Here is a 21,463-nt window from a genome sequence, read left to right as displayed (position 1 = left end):
CGCAAGCCAGAAACGCTACTTCGACGCGCGTAGAATCCGCGCCGCATCCAGCGCGAAGTACGTCAGCACGCCGTCCGCGCCCGCGCGCTTGAACGCGAGCAACGCTTCCATCATCACCTTGTCGTGATCGATCCAGCCGTTTTGCGCGGCGGCCTTGATCATCGCGTACTCGCCGCTCACCTGATACGCATAAGTCGGGAAGCGGAATTCGTCCTTCACGCGGCGCACGATGTCGAGATACGGCATGCCCGGCTTGACCATCACCATGTCCGCGCCTTCCTCGATGTCCATGCGCACTTCGCGCATGGCTTCGTCGGAATTGGCCGGGTCCATCTGATACGTCATCTTGTTGCTCTTGCCGAGATTGGCGGCTGAACCGACCGCGTCGCGGAACGGGCCGTAGAACGCCGACGCGTATTTCGCCGCATACGCCATGATGCGCGTGTGGATGTGGCTTTCGCTTTCGAGCATCTCGCGGATCGCGCCGATGCGCCCGTCCATCATGTCCGATGGCGCGACGATATCCACGCCCGCCTCAGCCTGCGTGCGCGCCTGTTCGACGAGAATCTCGCTCGTTTCGTCGTTCTTCACGTAGCCTTCTTCGTCGAGCACGCCGTCCTGCCCGTGGCTCGTGTACGGATCGAGTGCGACGTCAGTCAGCACGCCGAGCATCGGGAAGTTCTTTTTCAGTTCGCGAACGGCGCGCGGAATCAGGCCTTCGGGATTGGTTGCCTCGCGGCCATCGGGCGTCTTGAGCGACGGTTCGATCGCCGGAAATAGCGACAGCACCGGCACGCCCAGTTCGACGCATTGCTCGGCGACCTTCATCAGCAGATCGACGGACGTGCGCTCGACACCGGGCATCGACGGTACAGCCTGGCGCACGTTCGCGCCTTCGACGATGAAAACCGGGTAAATGAGGTCGTTCGTGGTGAGAATGTTTTCGCGCATGAGACGGCGCGAGAAATCATCGCGGCGCATGCGGCGCGGCCGATGGTGAGGGTAGAAGCTCATGTCTTGACTCGAATTGGGTGTTCTTCCGGGGGCGTCGAAAACGGCTTTCCGAAACGCGTAAATCCTTGCCGAACAAGCACTTGGCCGCGTCTGAAACCGTTTTGAGACAATGGTATATCATACCGATCGAGCGAGGCGCTTGCCGCCGGACTCCCCGCTTCTCCTCCCTGAGCGGGCGCCTGTCGATATTCGATTAGGCTGTTAACCCGCCGTCATGCGGCGGGTTTTTTTATGGCTGCGCGAGCGCGCAATGGCTCACTCGGTCGCGTCTTCCGCCGCGTTCTCGCCCGCTTCTTCGGGCATCAGCCAGCTTTCGATCAATTCGTGTGCTTCATCGAGACCGGTGCGTTTGAGGGCAGAGAAAAGCTGCACGGTGAGTTCGCCGCGATAACCCGCGTCCTTGTATTCCGCGAAGGATTTCTTCGTCGCGCGCAGGGCGTTGGTCATCTCCTGTCGCGTCAATTTGTCGCATTTCGTGAGCAGCGCGTGAATCGGCTTTCCGGTCGGCGCGAACCAGTCGATCATGATGCGATCGAGTTCGGTGAGCGGGCGGCGCGAATCCATCATCAGGATCATGCCGCACAGTTGCGCGCGACTCTGCAGATAGGTGGAAAGCAGCCGCTGCCAATGCTCTTTCGCGGCGCCCGGCACTTCGGCGTAACCGTAGCCGGGAAGATCGACGAGATAGGCGACCGGCGCGGCCTCAGGCCCGACCGAGAAGTAATTGATGTGCTGCGTGCGCCCCGGCGTCTTGCTGGCGAACGCGAGCCGCTTCTGGTTGCACAGGATGTTGATCGCGGTCGATTTGCCCGCGTTCGAACGTCCTCCGAACGCGATTTCGGGCTGCGGCGTGGGCGGCAGATCGCGCAGGTGATTGACGGTCGTGAAGAAGCGGGATTGGTGAAGCAGAAATGACATTGGCGGGCCCAATCGAAAGAGCTGCGAAAACTTCAAGCCTTGAGAACCCGGCAAATACTGGGCATGCCCCGACTGGCGTCTTTGCGTGTAGCGGGTTATTGTACAATACGACGGATTTTTAAAGATCAGCACGGGCACGCAAGACCCAGGCCGCAGGCGGCACCCACAGAGGAGCGAGACAGTTTTTGGGGCACTTTTTGAGCCTCTTCGTCCAGCGCGTTCGGGTATCTTGCGGCGATGATCGGTCGCCGTCGTTTTTTGCAGAACCTCACATTCTCACAAGACGAAAAACAGGGTACGCGAATGAACCGACTGTACAGGTCTCTGGTGGTGATTCGGGCAGCGGCGGCTTTCGGTGCAGGATTGAGTGGATTAGCGGTAGCGGTGTCAGCGAACGCGGCGGAGCCCGCGCAACCGGCTAAGCCGGACGTGGCGAGAGGGCAGGCCATCGCCACCCAGGTGTGCGCGGCATGCCACGCGGCGGACGGCAACAGCGCCGGCGCGGCGTTCCCGAGGATCGCGGGTCAGCACGCCGAATACATCGTCAAGCAGTTGAAGGATTACAAGACACAGCCGGGCGCCAAGGCGCCGGCGCGTAACAATCCGATCATGGCGGGCATCGCGGGCGCGCTGTCGGATCAGGACATGGTGAACGTCGCGGCGTACTTCGCGTCGCAGAAGGCCAAGCCCAACTACGCGCGCGACAAGAACGACGTCGCCTTGGGCCAGAAGATCTACCGCGGCGGCATCGCGGACAAGGGCGTGCCGGCGTGCGCCGCGTGCCACGGTGCGACGGGCATGGGCATTCCGGTGCAGTATCCGCGGTTGTCGTGGCAATGGGGCGATTACACGGTGGCGCAGTTGAACGCCTTCGCATCGGGACAACGCGCCAACAGTGAGCCGATGCACCAGATTTCGTCGCGCCTGAATGAAGCGGAAATGAAGGCGGTTGCGGACTACATCGCCGGTTTGCATTAAACGCACAGCAGTCAGCGTCCAGCGCTTCCCGGCGGAACGCGGGAAGCGCCCATACTACGAAGCCGGTCCCGGGAAGATCCGAGAAGACCGGCGCGAAAACAAGAAAAGGGTGGGACGTCGGTCGATGAGACCGCCAGCGTCTCCACCCTTTTTTGCTGTCCAGTCGGAGTTTGAATGAGCGTCACCACATCGGGTTTGCAGTCGAAGTCGGGCCGCCGCGCCCTCAGGCATTTCGTCGAACTCGTCAGTTCGATGCGCTTCGCCATCGCGTTGCTGGTCATTCTGGCGATCGCGAGCATCATCGGCACGGTGCTCACGCAGGACGATCCGTACCCCAACTACGTCAATCAGTTCGGTCCGTTCTGGGCGGATATCTTCCGTGGTCTGAGCATCTACACCGTGTACAGCGCATGGTGGTTCATGATGATCCTGATCTTTCTCGTGATCTCGGTGTCGTTGTGCGTGATCCGCAACAGCCCGAAGATGGTCGCGGACGTCAAGAGCTGGAAGGATCGCGTGCATGAAGGCGGCCTGCGCGCGTTCCATCACAAGGGCGAATTCGCGGTGTCGACGAACCGCGCGCAGACGGTGGCGACGCTCGAGCGGCTCTCCGCGAAAATGGGCTACCGCTTCAAGACGCGCGAGACCGACAACGGCGCGACGCTCATCACCGCCAAGCGCGGCGCGATGACGAAGATCGGCTACATCTCCGCGCATGTCGCGATCGTCGTGATCTGTCTCGGCGGGCTGCTGGACAGCAACCTGCCCATCAAACTGCAGATGTGGATGTTCAACAAGACACCGATCAGCAGCAACGCAGTCATCAACGACATTCCGCCCGAGCATCGCCTTTCGACCTCCAACCCGACGTTTCGCGGCTACGCGTGGGTGCCCGAGGGTCAGTACGTCGGCACCGCGATTCTGAACCAGCAGGACGGTTCGATCATTCAGGATCTGCCGTTCTCCATTGAGCTAAACAAGTTCATCGTCGATTACTACTCGACCGGCATGCCGAAGCTTTTCGCGAGCGACATCGTCGTGATCGATCACAAAACGGGCAAGCGCATTCCGGCGCGCGTCGAGGTCAACAAGCCCTTCACTTACGACGGCATCTCGATCTATCAGTCGAGCTTTCAGGATGGCGGCTCGAAGCTGGAAATGACCGCCTGGCCGATGACCGGTGGCAACGCGAAGGCCGCGCCGTTCAGCGGGACGATTGGCGGCACGGCGCCCATCGGCACGCAGTTCACGGGCGCGCAGGGCGAGACCGTCGAGTTCACGGATTTCCGCGCGATCAACGTCGAGAACATGACGGACGGCAGCGGCGCGCCCGACGCGCGCGGCGTCGGCAAGAAGGAAACGCTGCGCGATGCGTTCGACGAGCGCCTCGGCTCCGGCGCGAAAACCTCGAAGCCGACGGATCTGCGCAATATCGGTCCGTCGGTGCAGTACAAGGTGCGCGGCACTGACGGCCAGGCGCGCGAGTACAGCAACTACATGCTGCCGATCGACGTCAGCGGCCAGCGCATGTTCCTCGCGGGCATGCGCGTGAGCCCGAACGATCCGTTCCGCTATCTGCGCATTCCCGCCGACGAAAATGGCGCCGTGAAGCAGTGGATGAACCTTCGCGCGGCGCTCGCCACGCCCGCGACGCGCACCGAAGCCGCGCATCGTTTCGCGTTGCGTTCGGTCCCGCAGGAAAACGGCGAATTGCAGAAGCATCTGGAAGAGAGCGCGATTCGCGTGCTGAACCTGTTTGCCGGCGTCGACGAAACGGGCAAGGCGACGGCGAATCCGCAGATGATTGGCGGTTTCCAGAGCATCGCGACGTTCATCGACCGCTCGGTGCCGAAGGGCGAGCAGGAAAAGGCCGCTGGCCTGCTGATGCGTATGCTCGAAGGCGCGATGTGGGACGTATGGCAGATTTCCCGAGAGCAAAACGGCCTTCCCGACGCTAAAGTGGATGAGAAGAACTCCGCGTTCGTGCAGTCGTCCATCAACGCGCTGTCCGACAGTTTCCTGTACGGCGCGCCGGTCTTCCTGCAATTGGACAACTTCAAGCAGGTGCAAGCTTCGGTATTCCAGTTGACGCGCGCGCCAGGTAAAAATCTGGTGTATCTTGGCAGCCTTCTGCTGGTGGTCGGCATTTTCTCGATGTTCTACGTGCGCGAACGCCGGCTCTGGTTCTGGCTCAAGGATGCGGGGCAGGGCGGCGCGAGCGTGCTGATGGCGATGTCCACGGCGCGCCGGACCTTCGATTTCGAGAAAGAGTTTGTCCGCACGCGTGCGCAGATCGCGGCGGCGCTCGGCGCGCAGCCCGCCGACCCGGCTGATCCGTCCCCCGCACCCGGCGCGGCCCAGCACTCGCAATCCGAGACCTCGAGCTCGGAAGTTTCAACACGGTAAGATCATGGACCTCACACAGACTTCCTCCCACGCCTCCGCCAAGACGGAACGTCCGGCATCGGGCCTTCCCGACGTCGCCATGTTCGACGATCGTCCGTTCTTGCGCCGGCTCGGTGTCATCGACTGGCTGTTCGCGCTCGCGATGGTCGCCGGCGCGGGCTTCGCGCTGAACCGCTATCACGCGTACATGGACGTGTACGACACCGCCGTGCTGATCGGCGCGGTGCCCACGTTCGTCGTGCTCGGCTGGCGCTGGAAACCGGTGCGTCTGCTGATCGCGATGATCGCCGTGCTGGCGCTCTTTTCGATCCAGCTTTATCAGCACGATCTCGCGCGCGCCGAAACCAATTTCTTCCTCAAGTACTTCCTGTCGAGCCAGTCCGCGATCCTGTGGATGAGCGCGCTCTTCATCCTCGCGACGCTCTTCTACTGGATCGGCCTCGTGACGCGCTCGCAGACCGGCGGCGCGATCGGCTCGCGCATGACGTGGGTCGCGGTGCTGATGGGCTTCACCGGTCTGATGGTGCGCTGGTACGAGTCGTACATGATCGGCGCGGACGTCGGCCACATTCCAATCTCGAATCTGTATGAAGTGTTCGTGCTGTTCTGCCTGATCACGGCGCTGTTCTACCTCTACTACGAACAGCACTACGCCACGCGGCAGATGGGCGCGTTCGTGCTGCTCGTGATCAGCGCGGCGGTCGGCTTCCTGATGTGGTACTCGATCGCCCGTGACGCGCAGCAGATCCAGCCGCTCGTGCCCGCGCTGCAAAGCTGGTGGATGAAGATCCACGTGCCGGCGAACTTCATCGGCTACGGCAGCTTCGCGCTCTCGGCGATGGTTTCCGTCGCGTATCTCGCGAAACAGCGCGGCTTCATGGCGGACCGTCTGCCCTCGCTCGAAGTCCTCGACGACGTGATGTACAAGTCGATCGCCGTCGGCTTCGCGTTCTTCACCATCGCGACGATTCTCGGCGCGCTGTGGGCGGCGGAGGCGTGGGGCGGCTACTGGAGCTGGGACCCGAAGGAAACGTGGGCGCTGATCGTCTGGCTGAACTATGCGGCGTGGCTGCACATGCGCCTGATGAAGGGCCTGCGCGGCGCGGCGGCGGCGTGGTGGGCGCTGACCGGCCTGATCGTCACGACGTTCGCGTTCCTCGGCGTGAACATGTTCCTGTCGGGTTTGCACAGCTACGGCAAGCTCTGATCGGCCGCGTCGAATCAGGAAAAACCGCCATGCATCACGCTGGCGGTTTTTTTTCGTCTGGCGGTGGAATACTGTCATCCAGACTGCTGTTTTCACCGTATGAGCATTCAGCGGCGACATGTTCCGCGTCGCAATGGAAGGAACGAAAATGTGGATCAGAAGAAATCGCCATCTATATGGCGATGACATCGCGGGTCATGAAATCACGCCGCGCGACGTGTTCGAGAACCGTCGGCGCGCGCTGCGATCGATCGGCGCATTCGCCGCGACAGGCCTCGCCGGCGTGAGCGGCAACGCCTTCGCGACGCTCACTTCGCCCGACGCCAAAGGCCAGAAGCTCGCGGCGAAAACGAATCCGAAGTTCGTCGCGCTCGACAAGGCGACGCCGTTCAAGGACATCACCTCCTACAACAACTTCTACGAGTTCGGCACCGACAAGGGCGATCCCGTCGAGCATGCCGGCACATTGCGTGCGCGTCCGTGGAAGGTGTCTGTCGAAGGGGCGATCAAGAACCCGAAGGTCTACGACATCGACGACATCCTGAAGCTCGCGCCGCTCGAAGAGCGCGTCTACCGGCTGCGCTGCGTCGAAGGCTGGTCGATGGTGATTCCGTGGATCGGCGTGTCGCTGTCAGAACTCATCAAGCGCGCGGAGCCTACGAGCAGCGCGAAGTACGTGCAGTTCATCACGCTCGCCGATCCGTCGCAGATGCCCGGTCTCTCCACGCCGATCCTCGAATGGCCGTATTCGGAAGGCCTGCGCATGGACGAGGCGATGAACCCGCTCACGCTTCTGACGGTAGGCTTGTACGGCGAAGTGCTGCCGAACCAGAACGGCGCGCCGGTGCGCGTCGTCGTGCCGTGGAAGTACGGCTTCAAGAGTGCGAAATCGCTCGTGAAGATCCGCTTCGTCGAGAAGCAGCCGCCGACGAGCTGGAATCTGTACGCGCCCAACGAATACGGCTTCTATTCGAACGTGAACCCGGGCGTCGATCATCCACGCTGGAGTCAGGCGACGGAACGGCGGATCGGCGAGGACGGCTTCTTCACGCCGAAGCGCAAGACGCTCATGTTCAACGGTTACGGCGATCAGGTCGCGTCCCTGTATCAGGGCATGGATCTCAAAAAGAACTTCTGAGCGATGCCGACTGCTTCCGAACTCAAGCGGTCCGCCGCGACGGCGCGGACATCGAGCCGCGTGGCGCCCGTCAAGGTGGCCGTGTTCATCGCGATGCTGTATCCGCTCGCGCGTCTGGTCGTGCTCGGAGTGACGAACGGCCTCGGCGCCAATCCGATCGAATTCATCACGCGCTCGACCGGTCTCTGGACGCTCGTGTATCTGTGCATCACGCTCGCGATCACGCCGGTGCGCCGCATGACCGGCATCACGGCGCTCGCGCGCTTTCGCAGAATGACCGGCTTGTACGCGTTCTTCTTCGCCGTGTTGCACTTTACGACTTACATCTGGTTCGACAAATGGTTCGATGTCGCCGAGATGGTGAAGGACATCGGCAAGCGGCCGTTCATCACGGTCGGCTTCGCGGCGTTCGTGCTGCTGATTCCGCTCGCGGTCACGTCGCCCAAAGCGATGGTGAGAAAGCTCGGCCGCCGCTGGCAGACCTTGCATCGCGTGATCTATCTGATCGCCGCGCTCGCGATCCTGCATTTCTGGTGGATGAAGGCGGGCAAGCATGATTTCGAACTGCCGAAGATCTACGGCTCGATCGTGATCGTGCTGCTCGGCTGGCGCGTGATCGCGTGGCTTCGCACGCGCGCGACACGGCGGCGCGCATAAAAAAAGCGATGCCGAGGCATCGCTTTTTCGTTGAAGCGCGTGAGCTTCAGTCCGGCAGAATCGATTCCCCGGCGAACAACTGCTGCACTTCTTCGCGCTCACGCACGAGACGCGCGCGTTCGCCATCGACCATGATTTCGGCGGCGCGCGGACGCGTGTTGTAGTTCGAGCTCATCACGAAGCCATATGCGCCCGCGGAGCAGATTGCGAGCAGGTCGCCCGGTTCGATGGCCAGTTCGCGATCGCGTCCGAGCCAGTCGCCGCTTTCACACACCGGGCCGACGACATCGTACTTGTGCGCTTGCGCGTCGCGCTTCACGACCGGCACGATGCGATGAAACGCCTCGTACATCGCGGGTCGCGCGAGATCGTTCATTGCGGCATCGACGATGGCGAAGTTCTTTTCCTCGCCCGGCTTCAGAAACTCGACGCGCGTGAGAAGCACGCCCGCATTGCCGACGAGCGAACGTCCCGGCTCGAAATACACTTCGCGCTCGCCGTGGCCGCGCTTCTCGATGTGATCGAGCACCGTCTTCACAAACTCGCCGATATCGGGCGGCGTTTCGTCGTCATAGGTGATGCCGAGACCACCGCCCACATCCACGTGACGAATGCTCATGCCGTCCGCTTCGATCTGCTCGACGAGTTCGAGCAGCTTGTCGACGGCATCGAGATACGGGCTGACTTCGGTGATCTGCGAGCCGATATGGCAATCGATGCCGACGACATCGAGATTCGGCATCGCCTGCGCTTGCGCGTAAGTGGCGCGCGCGTCGCTGAACGCGACACCGAACTTGTTCGACTTGAGACCGGTGGAGATGTACGGATGCGTTTTCGCGTCGACGTCCGGATTCACCCGCAACGAAACCGGCGCTCTCTTGCCGAGCGACTTCGCCACTTCGTTCAACGCATGAAGTTCGGGAATCGATTCGACGTTGAAGCACTTCACGCCCGCTTCGAGCGCCTCACGCATTTCCGCCGCCGATTTTCCGACGCCCGAAAACACCGTGTTCTCCGCGCGGCCGCCCGCCGCGAGCACGCGCGCAAGCTCGCCTGACGACACGATGTCGAAGCCCGCGCCCATGCGCGCGAATACATTGAGCACTGCGAGATTGCTGTTCGCCTTCACCGCGACGTGCACGGTCGCGCGGCGGCCCGCGCAGGCATCGGCGTAGGCGTGATAGGCGCGCGTCAGCGCATCGCGCGAATAGACATAGAGGGGCGTGCCGAACTGCTCCGCGAGCGACGCGGCTGAGACGCCTTCGGCGTGCAGCACGCCGTCGACGTAATGAAATGCGGAATCACTCATGCGTGTAATCGGAAATGCGCCACGAAGGCGAAGGCTCGAGGATCAGTAAGCGGACGACGCGGCTTTCGGCGCCGATGCCGCGTTGGGAGCGGACTTCATGTCGGTCTCGGGTGAAAGCGACAGCGGCTGGCCCGAGGTATCCGGAACGCTGCCCTGAGACACATTCGAAGGCGGCGTATTCTGGAGATCGTTGGGACGTTGCGGAAGCGGCGGCACAGTCGGAAGATACAGCGGACCACGTTGCCCACAACCACCGAGCGAGAGTGTTGCCGCGGCGCTGATGCTCAAAGCCGCTACAATCGCGCTCATCCTGAAAACGACTCGCATGACCGTCCCTATACGTTTAATCGATGGAGTTTAGCATGACAGACCAGGAATACCTGACGCTGGCGGAGGCCGCGCTGACCGCCATCGAGCGCTCGGTGGACCAAGCCGAGGCCGATATCGAATTCGAACGCAGCGGCAATGTCCTGACGCTGGAATTCGAGAACCGCACGAAAGTGATCGTCAATTTGCAGCCGCCGAAGCACGAGATCTGGCTCGCGGCGAAGGCGGGCGGTTTTCACTACAAATACGTCGACGGCGACTGGCGCGACACGCGCGACAACAGCGAATTCTTCGCGACGTTGAGCAAGTATTCGAGCGAACAGGCGGGCGAGCCGATTCGCTTCAAGGCGTAAAAAAAGCGAGCGGACCGAACGATCCGCTCGCTTCGTACCGTGCAAGGGCGCGCTTACTGGCCCTTGAACAGATTCATGATGTCCTGCTTTTCCTGCTCGCCGACTTCCGGCGTGGGCGCGGTCACGCCCGATACCCCGTCCTGCGGCGGCGCCTGACTCACACCGATCGTCGCGACGAAGCCGTGGCCCGGCGTCATGTCGTCGTAGTACAGCTCGCTGCCGAGTGACGTGAGATCGGGCGGCATCGTCGGCCTGTACTCGGGCACGCCCTTGAGCGCGCGGCCCATGTAGTCCATCCACACGGGTAGCGCGAGGCCGCCGCCGGTTTCCTTGTCGCCGAGACTGCGCGGGTTGTCATATCCGATCCACGCGATCGCCACGAGCGTGCGCTGATAGCCGGCGAACCACGCATCGCGCGAATCGTTCGTCGTGCCCGTCTTGCCCGCGAGGTCGCCGCGCTTCAGCTGATTCGTCTTCGCGCCCGTGCCGTGCTGCGCGACGCTCTGCAACAGGCTGTTCATCACGAACGCGTTGCGCGGCGTGATCGCGAGCGGCGCGCTCTGTTGCGCGACGAGCGGTTGCGGATGCGACACGACGCGCCCATACGGATCGGTGATATCGGCGATCAGATACGGATTCACGCGATAGCCGCCGTTCGCGAACACCGCATAGCCCGCCGCCATTTGCAGCGGCGTGACGAGGCCCGCGCCGAGCGCCATCGGCAGATAGGCGGGATGACGGTCCGCATCGAAACCGAAGCGCGTGATGTAGCTCTGCGCGTACTTCGTGCCGATATGACTCAGGATGCGGATCGACACCATGTTCTTGGAGCGCTGCAACGCCGAGCGCATGGTCATCGGGCCGTCGAAGCCGCCGCCGTAGTTTTTCGGCTCCCACGCCTGACCGCCGGTTTCGGCGGCGCTGAAGAAGAGCGGGCCGTCGTTGATGATCGTCGCGGGCGACAGGCCCTTCTCCAGCGATGCAGAGTAGATGAACGGCTTGAAGCTCGATCCCGGCTGCCGCCACGCCTGCGTCACGTGGTTGAACTTGTTCTTGTTGAAGTCGAAACCGCCGACGAGCGCGCGGATCGCGCCGTCCTGCGGCACCATCGACACCAGCGCGCCTTCGACTTGCGGCAGTTGCGTGATGACCCAGTCGCCGTCGTCGCTCTTCATGAGACGCACGATCGCGCCCGGACGAATGCGCGCGTTCGGCTGCGCGCGCGAGCTCAGCGCGAACTGCACGAAGCGCAGATCGTTGCCGGTGATGGTCGCCGTGTTGCCGTCGATGAAGCTCGCCTTCACTTCCTTCGAATTTGCCGACGTCACCACCGCCGCGACGATCTCGCCGTTGTCGGGATGCTCGGCGAGCGCATCGTCGATGGCCTGCTCGCGGTCATCCGCATTCGACGGCAGATCGATATAGCCTTCCGGCCCGCGATACCCGTGCCGATGCTCGTAGTCCATCAAGCCCTTGCGCACCGCGCGATACGCTGCGTCCTGGTCGGCGGAATCGATCGTCGTCACGACATTCAGGCCGCGCGTGTACGCTTCCTCGCGATACTGCGCGTACATCATCTGACGCACCATTTCCGCGACGTACTCGGCGTGCACGCTGAACTCGCGGCCCTGGCCCTTCACGACCAGCGCCTGCTTCACCGCCTGCTCATACTGATCCTGCGTGATGAAATTCAGTTCGCGCATGCGCTGCAGGATGTACTCCTGCCGCACCTTCGCGCGCTTCGGATTCACGACCGGGTTATACGCGGATGGTGCCTTGGGCAGACCCGCGAGCATGGCGGCCTCGGCGAGCGAGATGTCCTTCAGATCCTTGCCGAAGTACACGCGCGCCGCGCTCGCGAAACCGTACGCGCGCTGCCCGAGATAGATCTGATTCATATAGACCTCGAGAATCTGATCTTTCGTCAGCGCGCGCTCGATCTTGTACGCGAGCAACATCTCGTAGATCTTGCGCGTGTAGGTCTTCTCGCTCGACAGGAAGAAATTGCGCGCCACCTGCATCGTGATCGTGCTCGCGCCTTGCGACGCATGACCGTTGGTCAGCGCGACCGAGCCCGCACGCAGGATGCCGGTGAGATCGACACCGCCGTGATCGTAAAAGCGCGCGTCTTCGATCGCGAGCACGGCTTTTTTCAGATGATCGGGCACGTCCTGGATGCGCACGACGCTGCGGCGTTCCTCGCCGAATTCACCGATCAGCAAGTGATCCGCCGTGTAGATGCGCAGCGGCACCTTCGGCTTGTAGTCGGTGAGCGCTTCGAGCGAAGGCAGGTTCGGCATCGCGACGACGAGCGCGTAGCCGAGCACGAGGCCCGCACAAACCACGAGCGCAAATACGCTGACGAAAAATCCAAGCAGAAGCCGCGACCACCAGGGGCGCTTGGCTTTCTTTTGCCCCTCGGGCGGCGTGGAAGGCGGGTTGGTCGGGGAAGAGGATTGCATTAGCACCACCAAAAACAGACACGCGATTATAGCTGCCGAGGGTTTGGGACTTTTCTGAAGCTTTTCGGCGCGCGCCGGTCGCGCGCGCTTGCCGCTGTCTTCAAGATACGCGCGATCGTGATGGGAATCATCTTTCTATCGCGAGCGTTGGCCATTCGGCCGAGTGTTCGCCAACGATGCCGCTCGCGACAATTCTTCCACGTCAAGCGCCCGAACGGTTCGGTGCGCGAGTGAATGGAAGGAGTCGGTCATGAGTAAGGAAAATGCGCTGCGCGGCACGATGCTGACGGTCACGCGTCGCTATGCGGCGGGCATCGACGTGGGCGAGGATGCGGTGCGGCTCGCGATCGTAAGCAGACGATTGCGGGCGAACGCGGCGGTGTGTGTCGAGCATCTGGAGGCGGTGGCGCTGCCGTCGGGGGCGGTGATCGGCGGCGACTTCGCGGATCGCGCGGCCATCGTCGCGGCATTGCGCGAGGCGTTCGGCAGCTTGCCGGAAAGCGGCGCGTGGCGGGCGCTGCGCTGCGCGATGGGCTTGCCCGCTGCGGCGACGCTCACGACGCAGATTCCGCTCGCGCGGCTGATGGAAGACCACGAGCAGCTCGCGGCCTCCATCGGCGGTGATCCTCGCGGCATGCTCGAACCGGCGGTGCTCGCGCAGGCCGAGCGCGCGACCGGCATCGAACGCGGAGCGCTGGCGGTGGACTGGTCCGTGCAGGCGCGCGAAGACGGCGAGGCGCAGGTCGCGATAGCAGCGACGGCGCGGCGTCACGTCGAAGCACGCGTCGAAACGGCGGCGGAAGCGGGCATCGCGTTATCGGCCATCGACGGAGAGCCGGCTGCCGCGTTGCGCGCGATGCGCCATGCCGGCTCGGTCGAGCTGGACGCCGACGCGCGCTATCTCGTCTGCTGGCTGGAGAGTACCGGCCTGCACGGCTGGCTGGTCGGCGCGCGGGGCGTCGAAAACGAGATCCGCTATCCCGCGCCGGAGCATCGGAGTATCGCGGACGCGCTGCATGATCTCGCGGGCGCGGCGGCCCCGCTCGATTGCATTTACGTGGGCGGCCAGATCGAACTGATGGCGCACGCCTGTCTGCCGCTGCCCATGCTGGGCAAGAGCTTCGGTTGCCCGGCGCTGCCGTTCGAGGCCGCGCCGTATTGCAATGGGGCAACCGGGATTCTGGCCGCGAACAAACATTCGCCGCGTTTCGCGACCGCTTTCGGACTTGCATTGCGCGAGGTGATGCAATGAACGCCGTCATGCTCGATGGATTCAATCTGCTTCCGTATCGCGCGCGAAAGCGCCGTGAGTTGCGGCGTCAGCGGCTCGCGTTGATCGGCGCGATCAGTCTGGCAGGGTGCGCGGCCGTCGGCGCCGTGGCCGGCTGGGATGCGTTCGAGCGCGCTCGCCTGGACGAGCGGCGCGTGGCGCTGGAGACGTCGCTGCGCGCATCGGGCGCGCATATCGACGAACACGCCCGGCTCATTCGTGCCGAAGCGGACCGGCGGCGCGCGCGTGAGGCCGCGCAGCCGCTGGCTTTGCCGCGCGAGCGCTTTCTCGCGCTGCTCGAAGCGCTCGCGGATACTCCGCCGCAACGAGGCATCGCGCTCCAGCGCGTGTCGCAGCGCACGAACGAGGTCGAGCTTGCCGCGCTCGCTCCCGATTCGCAGGCGGCCGCGCAATGGCTCAAGCGGTTGGAAGGGCTGCGCGGCGTGCAATCGGTCGAAGTAATCGAAATGAAGCGGCGCGCGGATACTGCGGCGCCGGGCAGGCGCGTCGCACCGGCATCTTTCGGCGAGCGGTCCGCGCATTTCGAGTTCGTCGCGCTCGTGCGCTACGCGCCGGATCATTCGCTCGGCGAAGCCGCATCGCGTCAGGCGCGTCCCATCCTGACGGCCAATCGTCCTTCCGCGCAGGGGAAACGCCCATGAGCACGATTCCGATGAACCTGCCTGCAAAAAGGCAATCGCGCGGCATGCCGTCCATCCTGCAGCCGCTCGATGAATGGTCGCGGCTTCGAACCGCGTGTGTCGCGCTCATCGTGGGCTTGCTCGTGTTCGTCACGGGCCTGCGAGTCTGGCACATGTCGGACGCGAGTCAGCTCGATGCAAGCCGCGCCGCATGGGCGGCGACGCAAGCGAAAGCGCTCGACGCGGGGCGCATCGCGGCGGAATTGCCCGATCTGCGTGCGCGAGCCGCTTCGGGCCATATGGCGCCCGCCGTCTGGAGCGCCGCCGACGCGTTGCGCGCCGTCGCCGATCTGGCGGCGCAGAACGGGCTACGCGTCGCGGGTATCGAGCCGGTCGCGCTCAGGAGCGGCGACCCGAAAGCACGCGAACCGCTTCCGGAGCGCGCGCTGAAGCTGCGCGCGGACGGCGCGTTCGCGGAGATGCGACGCTTTCTGGAGGCGCTCGCCGGACTGCCGCGGCTCGTCGTCCCCGAGAACGTGCAGATCACGCGACAGGCGGGCGAGCTTGCCATCGAAGCGACGCTGCGCATCTTCGAAACGCTGCCGGCAGTAGCGCCCGCCGCTGCGCCACGCGCCAACGCGTTCATCGTCGATCCGTTCGGCGGTGCGGATGCCGCCGCGCAGGGTGGCGACATGCTGCTGGTCGGAACCTTCGTCGGTCGCCGTCGCGCGATGGCGCTGCTGCAAAGCGGCCGTGACGTCGATGGCTTCGCGCCGGGACAGAAGATCGGTGACGAACGGCTCGGGCGCGTCCTTCCGCGCGCCGTCGAACTCGCTCGCAACGACGGCATGTCGCGCAAGCTGACGCTCGCGGAGGATCGCAAGTGAAACGCATCGCGCAGCTTTTACGCGGATTCGCCGGGGTGAGCGCGGCGGCGCTGATGTTCGCGCACGCGGCGCTCGCCGCCGATAGCGCGGACACGATCATCGCGCCGCTGCCTCCGCTGCCGGCATCGCTCGATATTCAGCCGGCGGAACAACTCGCCATCGACGCCGCGCCTCCTTCGCCCGCTCCGCTCGCGGACGCCAAGCCCGTAGTCGAATCAGCCGAGGCGCTGGAAGGTCCGCCGGTGCCGTTACCCGAACTCGAACGGCTGAGCGGCGCGTCGCACGGAAGCGACGACGGCAAGCCCATCACCCTCGACCTGAAAAACGCCGATCTGAGTGCCGCGCTTCATGCGTTCGCGCGCTTCACGGGCCTGAACATCGTCGCGAGCGAGAAGGTGCGCGGGCAAGTGTCGATGAATCTCGTCGCCGTGCCGTGGCGGCGCGCGTTCGACACGCTGCTCGAAGTCCACGGCCTCGCGATGGAGCAGCACGGCAACGTGATCTGGGTCGCGCCGCTCACCGAGCTCGCCGCGCGCGAAAAGCTTCGCTTCGAAGCCCACGCGCGCGCCGCCGATCTCGAACCGCTCGCGAGCCGTACGTTCGTGCTGCGCTATTCGCGCGCGGACGAGCTTCGCAAAATGCTGACCGGCGCGGGCGGCCAGCGCGTGCTGTCCAAACGCGGCTCCGCCATTGCCGACGCGCGCACCAATCTGCTCTTCGTCACCGATCTCGACGCGCGCGTCCAGCAGATGGCGGAACTGATCGCGCTGATCGACAAACCGACGCCGCAGGTGATGATCGAGGCGAAGATCGTCGAGGGCGAGGCGGGGTTGTCGCGCAATCTGGGCGTCAAACTGAGCGTCGCGCCGCAGAACGATCCGTCGACCGGGTTCGCGGGCGGCAAGGAGGGTGTGGTATACGATCTGTCGGCGGGGCCGATCAACGGCTTCGACGCGGCGACCGCCGGACTCACGCTCTTCGTCGCTCAGGCCACACGCCTGCTCAATATCGAACTGAGCGCGCTGGAGGCGGAAGGGCGCGGGCAGATCGTGTCGCGCCCGCGCGTCGTGACGGCGGACCGGGTGAAATCCGTCGTCGAGCAGGGCATGGAAGTGCCGTATCAGGCGAAAGTCGGCAATGGCATGTCGGGCGTGCAGTTTCGGCGTGCAACGCTCAAACTGGAGGTCGAGCCGCAGATTACGCCGCATGGCCACGTCATTCTGGATCTCGACATCACGAAGGACAGCCTGGGCGAGCAGACGGCGAACGGTCCGGCCATCCACACCAAGCACGTCCAGACGCGCGTGGAAGTGGAGAACGGCGGGACCGTGGCGATCGGCGGCATCTATTCCGATGACGAGCGCGACGATGTCACCGGCGTGCCGGGATTGTCGAAACTGCCGCTGATCGGCTGGCTGTTTCGCCATGAGGCGCGGCGGCGCGCAAAAAGCGAACTGGTCATATTGATTACGCCGCATGTGATCGCGAGCAGCGGGTGAGTTGCGCCACGAGGGCGGCGCGACTCGACAAAGCGGGCGGTTTGCCCTTAAGCTGCCGCACGAACAAATTGCATCGAACTGGAAGGAAACCGAGTTGCAGGAAGGGCACGCGAACGCGAACATCTTTTTCGTCGGACTCATGGGGGCGGGTAAAACCACCGTGGGCCGTGCGGTTGCGCGCCGTCTGCAGCGCTCGTTCATCGATTCGGATCTGGAGATCGAGGCGCGCACGGGCGCCCGCATCCCCGTGATCTGGGAGCTCGAAGGCGAGGAGGGTTTCCGCCAGCGCGAGGCGAACATCATCGACGAGCTGTCGCAGCGCAGCGGCATCGTGCTCGCGACGGGCGGCGGCGCGGTGCTGCGGACCGACAATCGCGAACATCTGAAGAATCGCGGCATCGTCATCTATCTGCGCGCCAATCCGCACGATCTCTGGCAGCGCACGCGGCGTGACAAGAATCGCCCGCTGCTGCAAACCGAAGATCCGCGCGGCAAGCTCGAAGCGCTTTTCAAGACGCGCGATCCGCTGTATCACGACTGCGCGCATTTCGTCGTCGAAACGGGACGGCCGACCGTGAACGCGCTCGTCAATATGGTCCTGATGCAACTGGAGGTCGCCGGCGTCGTCAAGTCGGCTGAGTCATAATGTCCGCCATGATTACCGTCAACGTAGAACTGGGCGAGCGCGCCTACCCCATTCATATTGGTGCGGGCCTGATCGGCCGCACTGAGCTTTTTGCGCCGCATATCAAGGGCGCGTCGGTGGCGATCGTCACCAATTCCACCATCGATCCGCTCTACGGCGACCGGTTGCGTGCCGCGCTCGAACCGCTCGGCAAAAAAGTGACGACGGTCGTCCTGCCGGACGGCGAGGCGCACAAGAACTGGGAAACGCTCAACCGGATTTTCGACGCGTTGCTCACCGAACGCGCCGACCGCAAGACCACGTTGATCGCGCTGGGCGGCGGTGTCGTCGGCGACATGACCGGCTTCGCAGCCGCATGCTACATGCGCGGCGTGCCGTTCATCCAGGTTCCGACCACGCTGCTCTCGCAAGTGGATTCCTCGGTGGGCGGCAAGACGGGCATCAATCATCCGCTCGGCAAGAACATGATCGGCGCGTTCTATCAGCCGCAGGCGGTGATCGCGGATATCGGCGCGCTGCACACGCTGCCGGAGCGCGAGCTGGCGGCGGGCATCGCGGAAGTCATCAAGACGGCCGCGATCGCGGACGCGGCGTTCTTCGACTGGATCGAAACCAATATCGACGCGTTGAATCGCCGTGACGACGAGGCGCTCGCGCACGCCGTGAAGCGTTCGTGCGAGATCAAGGCAGCGGTCGTCGCGTCGGACGAGCGCGAAGGCGGACAGCGCGCGATTCTCAATTTCGGCCACACCTTCGGCCATGCGATCGAAGCCGGGCTCGGCTACGGCGAATGGCTGCACGGCGAAGCGGTCGGCTGCGGCATGGTGATGGCGGCGGATCTTTCCGTGCGCCTCGGCAAGCTGGACGAAGCCGCGCGCCAGCGTCTCGTGCGCGTGATCGAGGCGGCGAAGCTGCCGGTCACGGCGCCCAAACTCGGCGACGACCGTTACGTCGATCTGATGAAAGTCGACAAGAAGGCCGAAGCCGGCGCCATCAAATTCATTCTGCTGACCCGCTTCGGCTCGACCGAGATCGCGAGCGCGCCCGATCAGGCCGTGCGCGCGACGCTCGCAGCCAGCGTCTGATCCGCGCGGGCGGCGGCTAGAACCACGAATGCGGAGCAGCCGGTGACCGAAAAAGAAAGTCAATTTCCACGGGGCACGCCGTCTTCACTCGTGCTCGAAGCGCATCTCGCGCCGTATGCCGCGCACTCGTCGCAATCGCGCGGCCGGCGTTTCGCCGAGCCGCCGCCCGCCGCGCGTACCGAATTTCAGCGCGACCGCGACCGCATCGTGCATTCGACCGCGTTTCGCCGGCTCGAATACAAGACGCAGGTCTTCGTCAATCACGAAGGCGACCTGTTCCGCACGCGTCTCACGCATAGCCTCGAAGTCGCGCAGATCGCGCGTTCGGTCGCGCGCAATCTGCGGCTGAACGAAGATCTCGTCGAAGCCATCTCGCTCGCGCACGATCTCGGCCATACGCCGTTCGGCCACGCCGGGCAGGACGCGCTGCACGACTGCATGCGCGATCACGGTGGCTTCGAGCACAATCTGCAAAGCCTCGCGGTGGTCGATCAACTCGAAGAGCACTACGGCGCGTTCGACGGCCTGAACCTGTGCTTCGAAACGCGCGAAGGCATTCTCAAGCATTGCTCGCGCGAGAACGCGCGCAAGCTCGGCGATCTCGGCGAGCGCTTTCTCGCCGGCAAGCAGCCTTCGCTCGAAGCGCAGATCGCGAATGTCGCCGATGAAATCGCATACAACAATCACGACGTCGACGACGGCCTGCGCTCCGGTCTCATCACACTCGAACAACTTGCCGAAGTGAGCCTCTGGCACACGCATTTCGACGCGGCGCGCGCCGACTATCCGAACATCGAAGGGCGCAGGCTGATTCACGAGACGATCCGGCGCATCATCAACACGCTGATCGTCGATCTGATCGAGGCGACGGGCCGCAATCTCGAACGCGTCGCGCCGCAATCGCTCGACGACGTGCGCAACGCGCCGACACTCGTCGCACACAGCGACGAAGTCGCCGCGCAGGCAGCGCAGCTCAAGCGCTTCCTGTTCAAGAATCTGTACCGGCACTATCGCGTGATGCGGATGGCCAACAAGGCGAAGCGCGTGGTGATGGGCCTCTTCGAAGCGTTCACCGACGATCCGCGCCTGCTGCCGCCCGCGTATCAGTCGCGCGGACCGGTGGCGGAGGAATCCGCGAACGACGCGCCGTCGGCGAGCCACGACAGTTCGCAGGCACGGCTCATCGCGCATTACATCGCCGGGATGACGGATCGTTACGCATTGAAGGAGTATCAACGCCTGTTTGTCATCGACAACAACTAATATCGCGCATTTTCAAAGCGCGAATTCGCAAAAAGGAGACTCATCGATGAGCTGCAAGCCCTTGTTCCGCACGATCTCGGCCGCGGCCGTTCTGGCGTTCGGCGCCAGCACCGCGGCGCACGCCGCGACGGAAATCCAGTTCTGGCATGCGATGGAAGCCGCGCTCGGCGAGCGCGTGGGCGACATCGCCAACGATTTCAACAAGTCGCAGAGCGATTACAAGATCGTCCCGGTGTTCAAGGGCACCTATGACCAGACGCTCGCGGCGGGTATCGCGGCGTATCGCAGCGGCAACGCGCCCGCGATCCTGCAGGTCTACGAAGTCGGCACCGCAACGATGATGCAGGCGAAGAAGGCCGTCATTCCCGTCTCCGACGTGTTCAAGCAGGCGGGCGTGCCGCTCGATGAAAAGGCCTTCGTGCCGACGATTTCCGGCTACTACAGCGACGCGAAAACCGGCCATCTGATCTCGATGCCGTTCAACAGCTCGACGCCGGTCCTCTACTACAACAAGGACGCGTTCAAGAAAGCGGGCCTCGATCCGAACCAGCCCCCGAAAACCTGGGCCGATGTCGAAGCCGACGCGAAGAAGCTGAAGGCCGCCGGTTACTCGTGCGGTTATTCGTCGGGCTGGCAAAGCTGGATTCAGCTCGAAAACTACAGCGCGTGGCACGCCGCGCCGTTCGCATCGAAGAACAATGGCTTCGACGGCCTCGACGCCAAGCTCGAATTCAACAAGCCGCTGCAGGTCGCGCACATCCAGTTCCTGCAGAAAATGGCGAAGGACGGCACGTTCACGTACGTGGGCCGCAAGGACGAGCCGGTCTCGAAGTTCTACAGCGGCGATTGCGGGATCATCACGAACTCGTCGGGCTCGCGCGCGACCATCGCCAAATATGCGAAGTTCGATTACGGCGTCGGCATGATGCCGTACGACGCCAGCGTGAAGGGCGCGCCGCAGAACGCGATCATCGGTGGCGCGAGTCTGTGGGTGTTGTCGGGCAAGGACCCGGCCGTCTACAAGGGCGTCGCGAAGTTCCTCGCGTATCTGTCGACGCCGGAAGTCGCGGCGAAGTGGCATCAGGACACGGGCTATCTGCCGGTCACGCAAGCCGCGTACGAGCTCACGCAGAAACAGGGCTTCTACGACAAGAATCCCGGCGCGGACATCGCCATCAAGCAGATGATGAACAAGCCGCCGCTGCCTTACACGAAGGGTCTGCGTCTGGGCAACATGCCGCAGATCCGCACCATCGTCGACGAAGAGCTGGAGCAGGTCTGGGCCGACAAGAAGACGCCGCAACAGGCGCTCGACGCATCGGTGCAACGCGGCGACGAACTGCTGCGCCGCTTCGAGAAGACCGGCAACTAAGCTCATGCAGCCAGCGCCCGCGCGCGACGCG

The 21,463-nt window shown here is 63.7% G+C and carries 19 protein-coding genes; 14 read left to right on the top strand and 5 right to left on the bottom strand.

The window, feature by feature from the left end:
* Positions 1-15 precede the first annotated feature (15 nt).
* Both hemB and yihA read right to left on the bottom strand, forming a co-directional pair.
* Positions 16-1,014: a porphobilinogen synthase gene (gene hemB, locus AWB80_RS34250; RefSeq protein WP_061179107.1), complete on the bottom strand. Its 999-nt coding sequence runs from the start codon at positions 1,012-1,014 to the stop codon at positions 16-18.
* Positions 1,015-1,269: 255 nt separating this feature from the next.
* Positions 1,270-1,932: a ribosome biogenesis GTP-binding protein YihA/YsxC gene (gene yihA, locus AWB80_RS34245; protein ID WP_061179106.1), complete on the bottom strand. Its 663-nt coding sequence runs from the start codon at positions 1,930-1,932 to the stop codon at positions 1,270-1,272.
* 303 nt (positions 1,933-2,235) lie between these two features.
* Here yihA and AWB80_RS34240 point away from each other — a divergent pair, with 303 nt between their 5' ends.
* The 5 genes from AWB80_RS34240 (at position 2,236) to msrQ (ending at position 8,318) form a co-directional block, all read left to right on the top strand.
* Entirely contained in the window at positions 2,236-2,910 is a 675-nt protein-coding gene (locus AWB80_RS34240; protein WP_061179132.1) for a c-type cytochrome, read from the top strand.
* 174 nt (positions 2,911-3,084) lie between these two features.
* A complete protein-coding gene (locus tag AWB80_RS34235) occupies positions 3,085-5,316 on the top strand; it encodes a cytochrome c biogenesis protein ResB (RefSeq protein ID WP_061179105.1) in 2,232 nt (743 codons plus the stop codon).
* 4 nt (positions 5,317-5,320) lie between these two features.
* Positions 5,321-6,523 carry a c-type cytochrome biogenesis protein CcsB gene (ccsB, locus tag AWB80_RS34230; RefSeq protein WP_061179104.1) on the top strand — a complete coding sequence of 401 codons (1,203 nt, stop codon included), beginning with the start codon at positions 5,321-5,323 and terminating at the stop codon, positions 6,521-6,523.
* Between the two features lie 148 nt (positions 6,524-6,671).
* Positions 6,672-7,661 carry a protein-methionine-sulfoxide reductase catalytic subunit MsrP gene (gene msrP, locus AWB80_RS34225; protein WP_061179131.1) on the top strand — a complete coding sequence of 330 codons (990 nt, stop codon included), beginning with the start codon at positions 6,672-6,674 and terminating at the stop codon, positions 7,659-7,661.
* Positions 7,662-7,664: 3 nt separating this feature from the next.
* The gene (msrQ, locus tag AWB80_RS34220; RefSeq protein WP_061179103.1) at positions 7,665-8,318 is read left to right on the top strand and encodes a protein-methionine-sulfoxide reductase heme-binding subunit MsrQ; all 654 of its coding nucleotides are present in this window, start codon (positions 7,665-7,667) and stop codon (positions 8,316-8,318) included.
* A 46-nt stretch (positions 8,319-8,364) separates the two neighbouring features.
* Here msrQ and lysA read toward each other — a convergent pair whose 3' ends face one another.
* Both lysA and lptM read right to left on the bottom strand, forming a co-directional pair.
* Positions 8,365-9,627, bottom strand: a complete 1,263-nt coding sequence (lysA, locus tag AWB80_RS34215; protein WP_061179102.1) for a diaminopimelate decarboxylase — start codon at positions 9,625-9,627, stop codon at positions 8,365-8,367.
* Positions 9,628-9,669: 42 nt separating this feature from the next.
* On the bottom strand, positions 9,670-9,954 hold the full coding sequence (gene lptM / locus AWB80_RS34210; RefSeq protein ID WP_061179101.1) for an LPS translocon maturation chaperone LptM: 285 nt from the start codon (positions 9,952-9,954) through the stop codon (positions 9,670-9,672).
* 35 nt (positions 9,955-9,989) lie between these two features.
* Between lptM and cyaY the strand changes: the two genes are divergently transcribed.
* A complete protein-coding gene (gene cyaY / locus AWB80_RS34205; RefSeq protein ID WP_061179100.1) occupies positions 9,990-10,307 on the top strand; it encodes an iron donor protein CyaY in 318 nt (105 codons plus the stop codon).
* A gap of 53 nt (positions 10,308-10,360) precedes the next feature.
* On the opposite strand, the gene AWB80_RS34200 is transcribed toward cyaY, so the two are convergent.
* Positions 10,361-12,769 (bottom strand): penicillin-binding protein 1A, encoded by a 2,409-nt coding sequence (locus tag AWB80_RS34200; RefSeq protein ID WP_061179099.1) that lies wholly within the window; start codon positions 12,767-12,769, stop codon positions 10,361-10,363.
* A 250-nt stretch (positions 12,770-13,019) separates the two neighbouring features.
* Here AWB80_RS34200 and pilM point away from each other — a divergent pair, with 250 nt between their 5' ends.
* The 8 genes from pilM (at position 13,020) to ugpB (ending at position 21,432) form a co-directional block, all read left to right on the top strand.
* Positions 13,020-14,021, top strand: coding sequence for a type IV pilus biogenesis protein PilM (gene pilM / locus AWB80_RS34195; RefSeq protein WP_061179098.1), 1,002 nt, complete (start codon positions 13,020-13,022; stop codon positions 14,019-14,021).
* A complete protein-coding gene (locus tag AWB80_RS34190) occupies positions 14,018-14,701 on the top strand; it encodes a PilN domain-containing protein (protein WP_061179097.1) in 684 nt (227 codons plus the stop codon). Before pilM ends, AWB80_RS34190 begins: the two co-directional genes overlap by 4 nt.
* Positions 14,698-15,567 (top strand): type 4a pilus biogenesis protein PilO, encoded by an 870-nt coding sequence (gene pilO / locus AWB80_RS34185; protein ID WP_061179096.1) that lies wholly within the window; start codon positions 14,698-14,700, stop codon positions 15,565-15,567. Before AWB80_RS34190 ends, pilO begins: the two co-directional genes overlap by 4 nt.
* Positions 15,568-15,620: 53 nt before the next feature.
* Positions 15,621-17,066, top strand: coding sequence for a type IV pilus secretin PilQ (locus tag AWB80_RS34180; RefSeq protein ID WP_061179130.1), 1,446 nt, complete (start codon positions 15,621-15,623; stop codon positions 17,064-17,066).
* Positions 17,067-17,160: 94 nt separating this feature from the next.
* Complete coding sequence (locus tag AWB80_RS34175) at positions 17,161-17,712, top strand: shikimate kinase (protein ID WP_061179095.1); 552 nt, start codon at positions 17,161-17,163, stop codon at positions 17,710-17,712.
* A gap of 8 nt (positions 17,713-17,720) precedes the next feature.
* Positions 17,721-18,797, top strand: coding sequence for a 3-dehydroquinate synthase (gene aroB, locus AWB80_RS34170; RefSeq protein ID WP_061179129.1), 1,077 nt, complete (start codon positions 17,721-17,723; stop codon positions 18,795-18,797).
* 42 nt (positions 18,798-18,839) lie between these two features.
* Positions 18,840-20,060: a deoxyguanosinetriphosphate triphosphohydrolase gene (locus AWB80_RS34165; protein WP_061179094.1), complete on the top strand. Its 1,221-nt coding sequence runs from the start codon at positions 18,840-18,842 to the stop codon at positions 20,058-20,060.
* Between the two features lie 46 nt (positions 20,061-20,106).
* Positions 20,107-21,432: a sn-glycerol-3-phosphate ABC transporter substrate-binding protein UgpB gene (ugpB, locus tag AWB80_RS34160; RefSeq protein ID WP_061179093.1), complete on the top strand. Its 1,326-nt coding sequence runs from the start codon at positions 20,107-20,109 to the stop codon at positions 21,430-21,432.
* Positions 21,433-21,463 lie beyond the last annotated feature (31 nt).

The sequence above is a fragment of the Caballeronia pedi genome, assembly GCF_001544915.2.
GTDB classification, from domain to species: Bacteria; Pseudomonadota; Gammaproteobacteria; order Burkholderiales; family Burkholderiaceae; genus Caballeronia; species Caballeronia pedi.
This window is presented reverse-complemented; position numbering and strand designations above follow the sequence as displayed.

What these genes read in the sequence shown, in the direction of transcription:
- lysA (WP_061179102.1), bottom strand. Translation starts at nt 9,627, where the DNA reads ATGAGTGATTCCGCATTTCATTACGTCGACGGCGTGCTGCACGCCGAA.
- pilO (WP_061179096.1), top strand. Translation starts at nt 14,698, where the DNA reads ATGAGCACGATTCCGATGAACCTGCCTGCAAAAAGGCAATCGCGCGGC.
- lptM (WP_061179101.1), bottom strand. Translation starts at nt 9,954, where the DNA reads ATGCGAGTCGTTTTCAGGATGAGCGCGATTGTAGCGGCTTTGAGCATC.
- AWB80_RS34235 (WP_061179105.1), top strand. Translation starts at nt 3,085, where the DNA reads ATGAGCGTCACCACATCGGGTTTGCAGTCGAAGTCGGGCCGCCGCGCC.
- msrP (WP_061179131.1), top strand. Translation starts at nt 6,672, where the DNA reads ATGTGGATCAGAAGAAATCGCCATCTATATGGCGATGACATCGCGGGT.
- ccsB (WP_061179104.1), top strand. Translation starts at nt 5,321, where the DNA reads ATGGACCTCACACAGACTTCCTCCCACGCCTCCGCCAAGACGGAACGT.
- AWB80_RS34200 (WP_061179099.1), bottom strand. Translation starts at nt 12,769, where the DNA reads ATGCAATCCTCTTCCCCGACCAACCCGCCTTCCACGCCGCCCGAGGGG.
- cyaY (WP_061179100.1), top strand. Translation starts at nt 9,990, where the DNA reads ATGACAGACCAGGAATACCTGACGCTGGCGGAGGCCGCGCTGACCGCC.
- pilM (WP_061179098.1), top strand. Translation starts at nt 13,020, where the DNA reads ATGAGTAAGGAAAATGCGCTGCGCGGCACGATGCTGACGGTCACGCGT.
- aroB (WP_061179129.1), top strand. Translation starts at nt 17,721, where the DNA reads ATGATTACCGTCAACGTAGAACTGGGCGAGCGCGCCTACCCCATTCAT.
- AWB80_RS34240 (WP_061179132.1), top strand. Translation starts at nt 2,236, where the DNA reads ATGAACCGACTGTACAGGTCTCTGGTGGTGATTCGGGCAGCGGCGGCT.
- ugpB (WP_061179093.1), top strand. Translation starts at nt 20,107, where the DNA reads ATGAGCTGCAAGCCCTTGTTCCGCACGATCTCGGCCGCGGCCGTTCTG.
- msrQ (WP_061179103.1), top strand. Translation starts at nt 7,665, where the DNA reads ATGCCGACTGCTTCCGAACTCAAGCGGTCCGCCGCGACGGCGCGGACA.
- AWB80_RS34180 (WP_061179130.1), top strand. Translation starts at nt 15,621, where the DNA reads ATGTTCGCGCACGCGGCGCTCGCCGCCGATAGCGCGGACACGATCATC.
- hemB (WP_061179107.1), bottom strand. Translation starts at nt 1,014, where the DNA reads ATGAGCTTCTACCCTCACCATCGGCCGCGCCGCATGCGCCGCGATGAT.
- yihA (WP_061179106.1), bottom strand. Translation starts at nt 1,932, where the DNA reads ATGTCATTTCTGCTTCACCAATCCCGCTTCTTCACGACCGTCAATCAC.
- AWB80_RS34190 (WP_061179097.1), top strand. Translation starts at nt 14,018, where the DNA reads ATGAACGCCGTCATGCTCGATGGATTCAATCTGCTTCCGTATCGCGCG.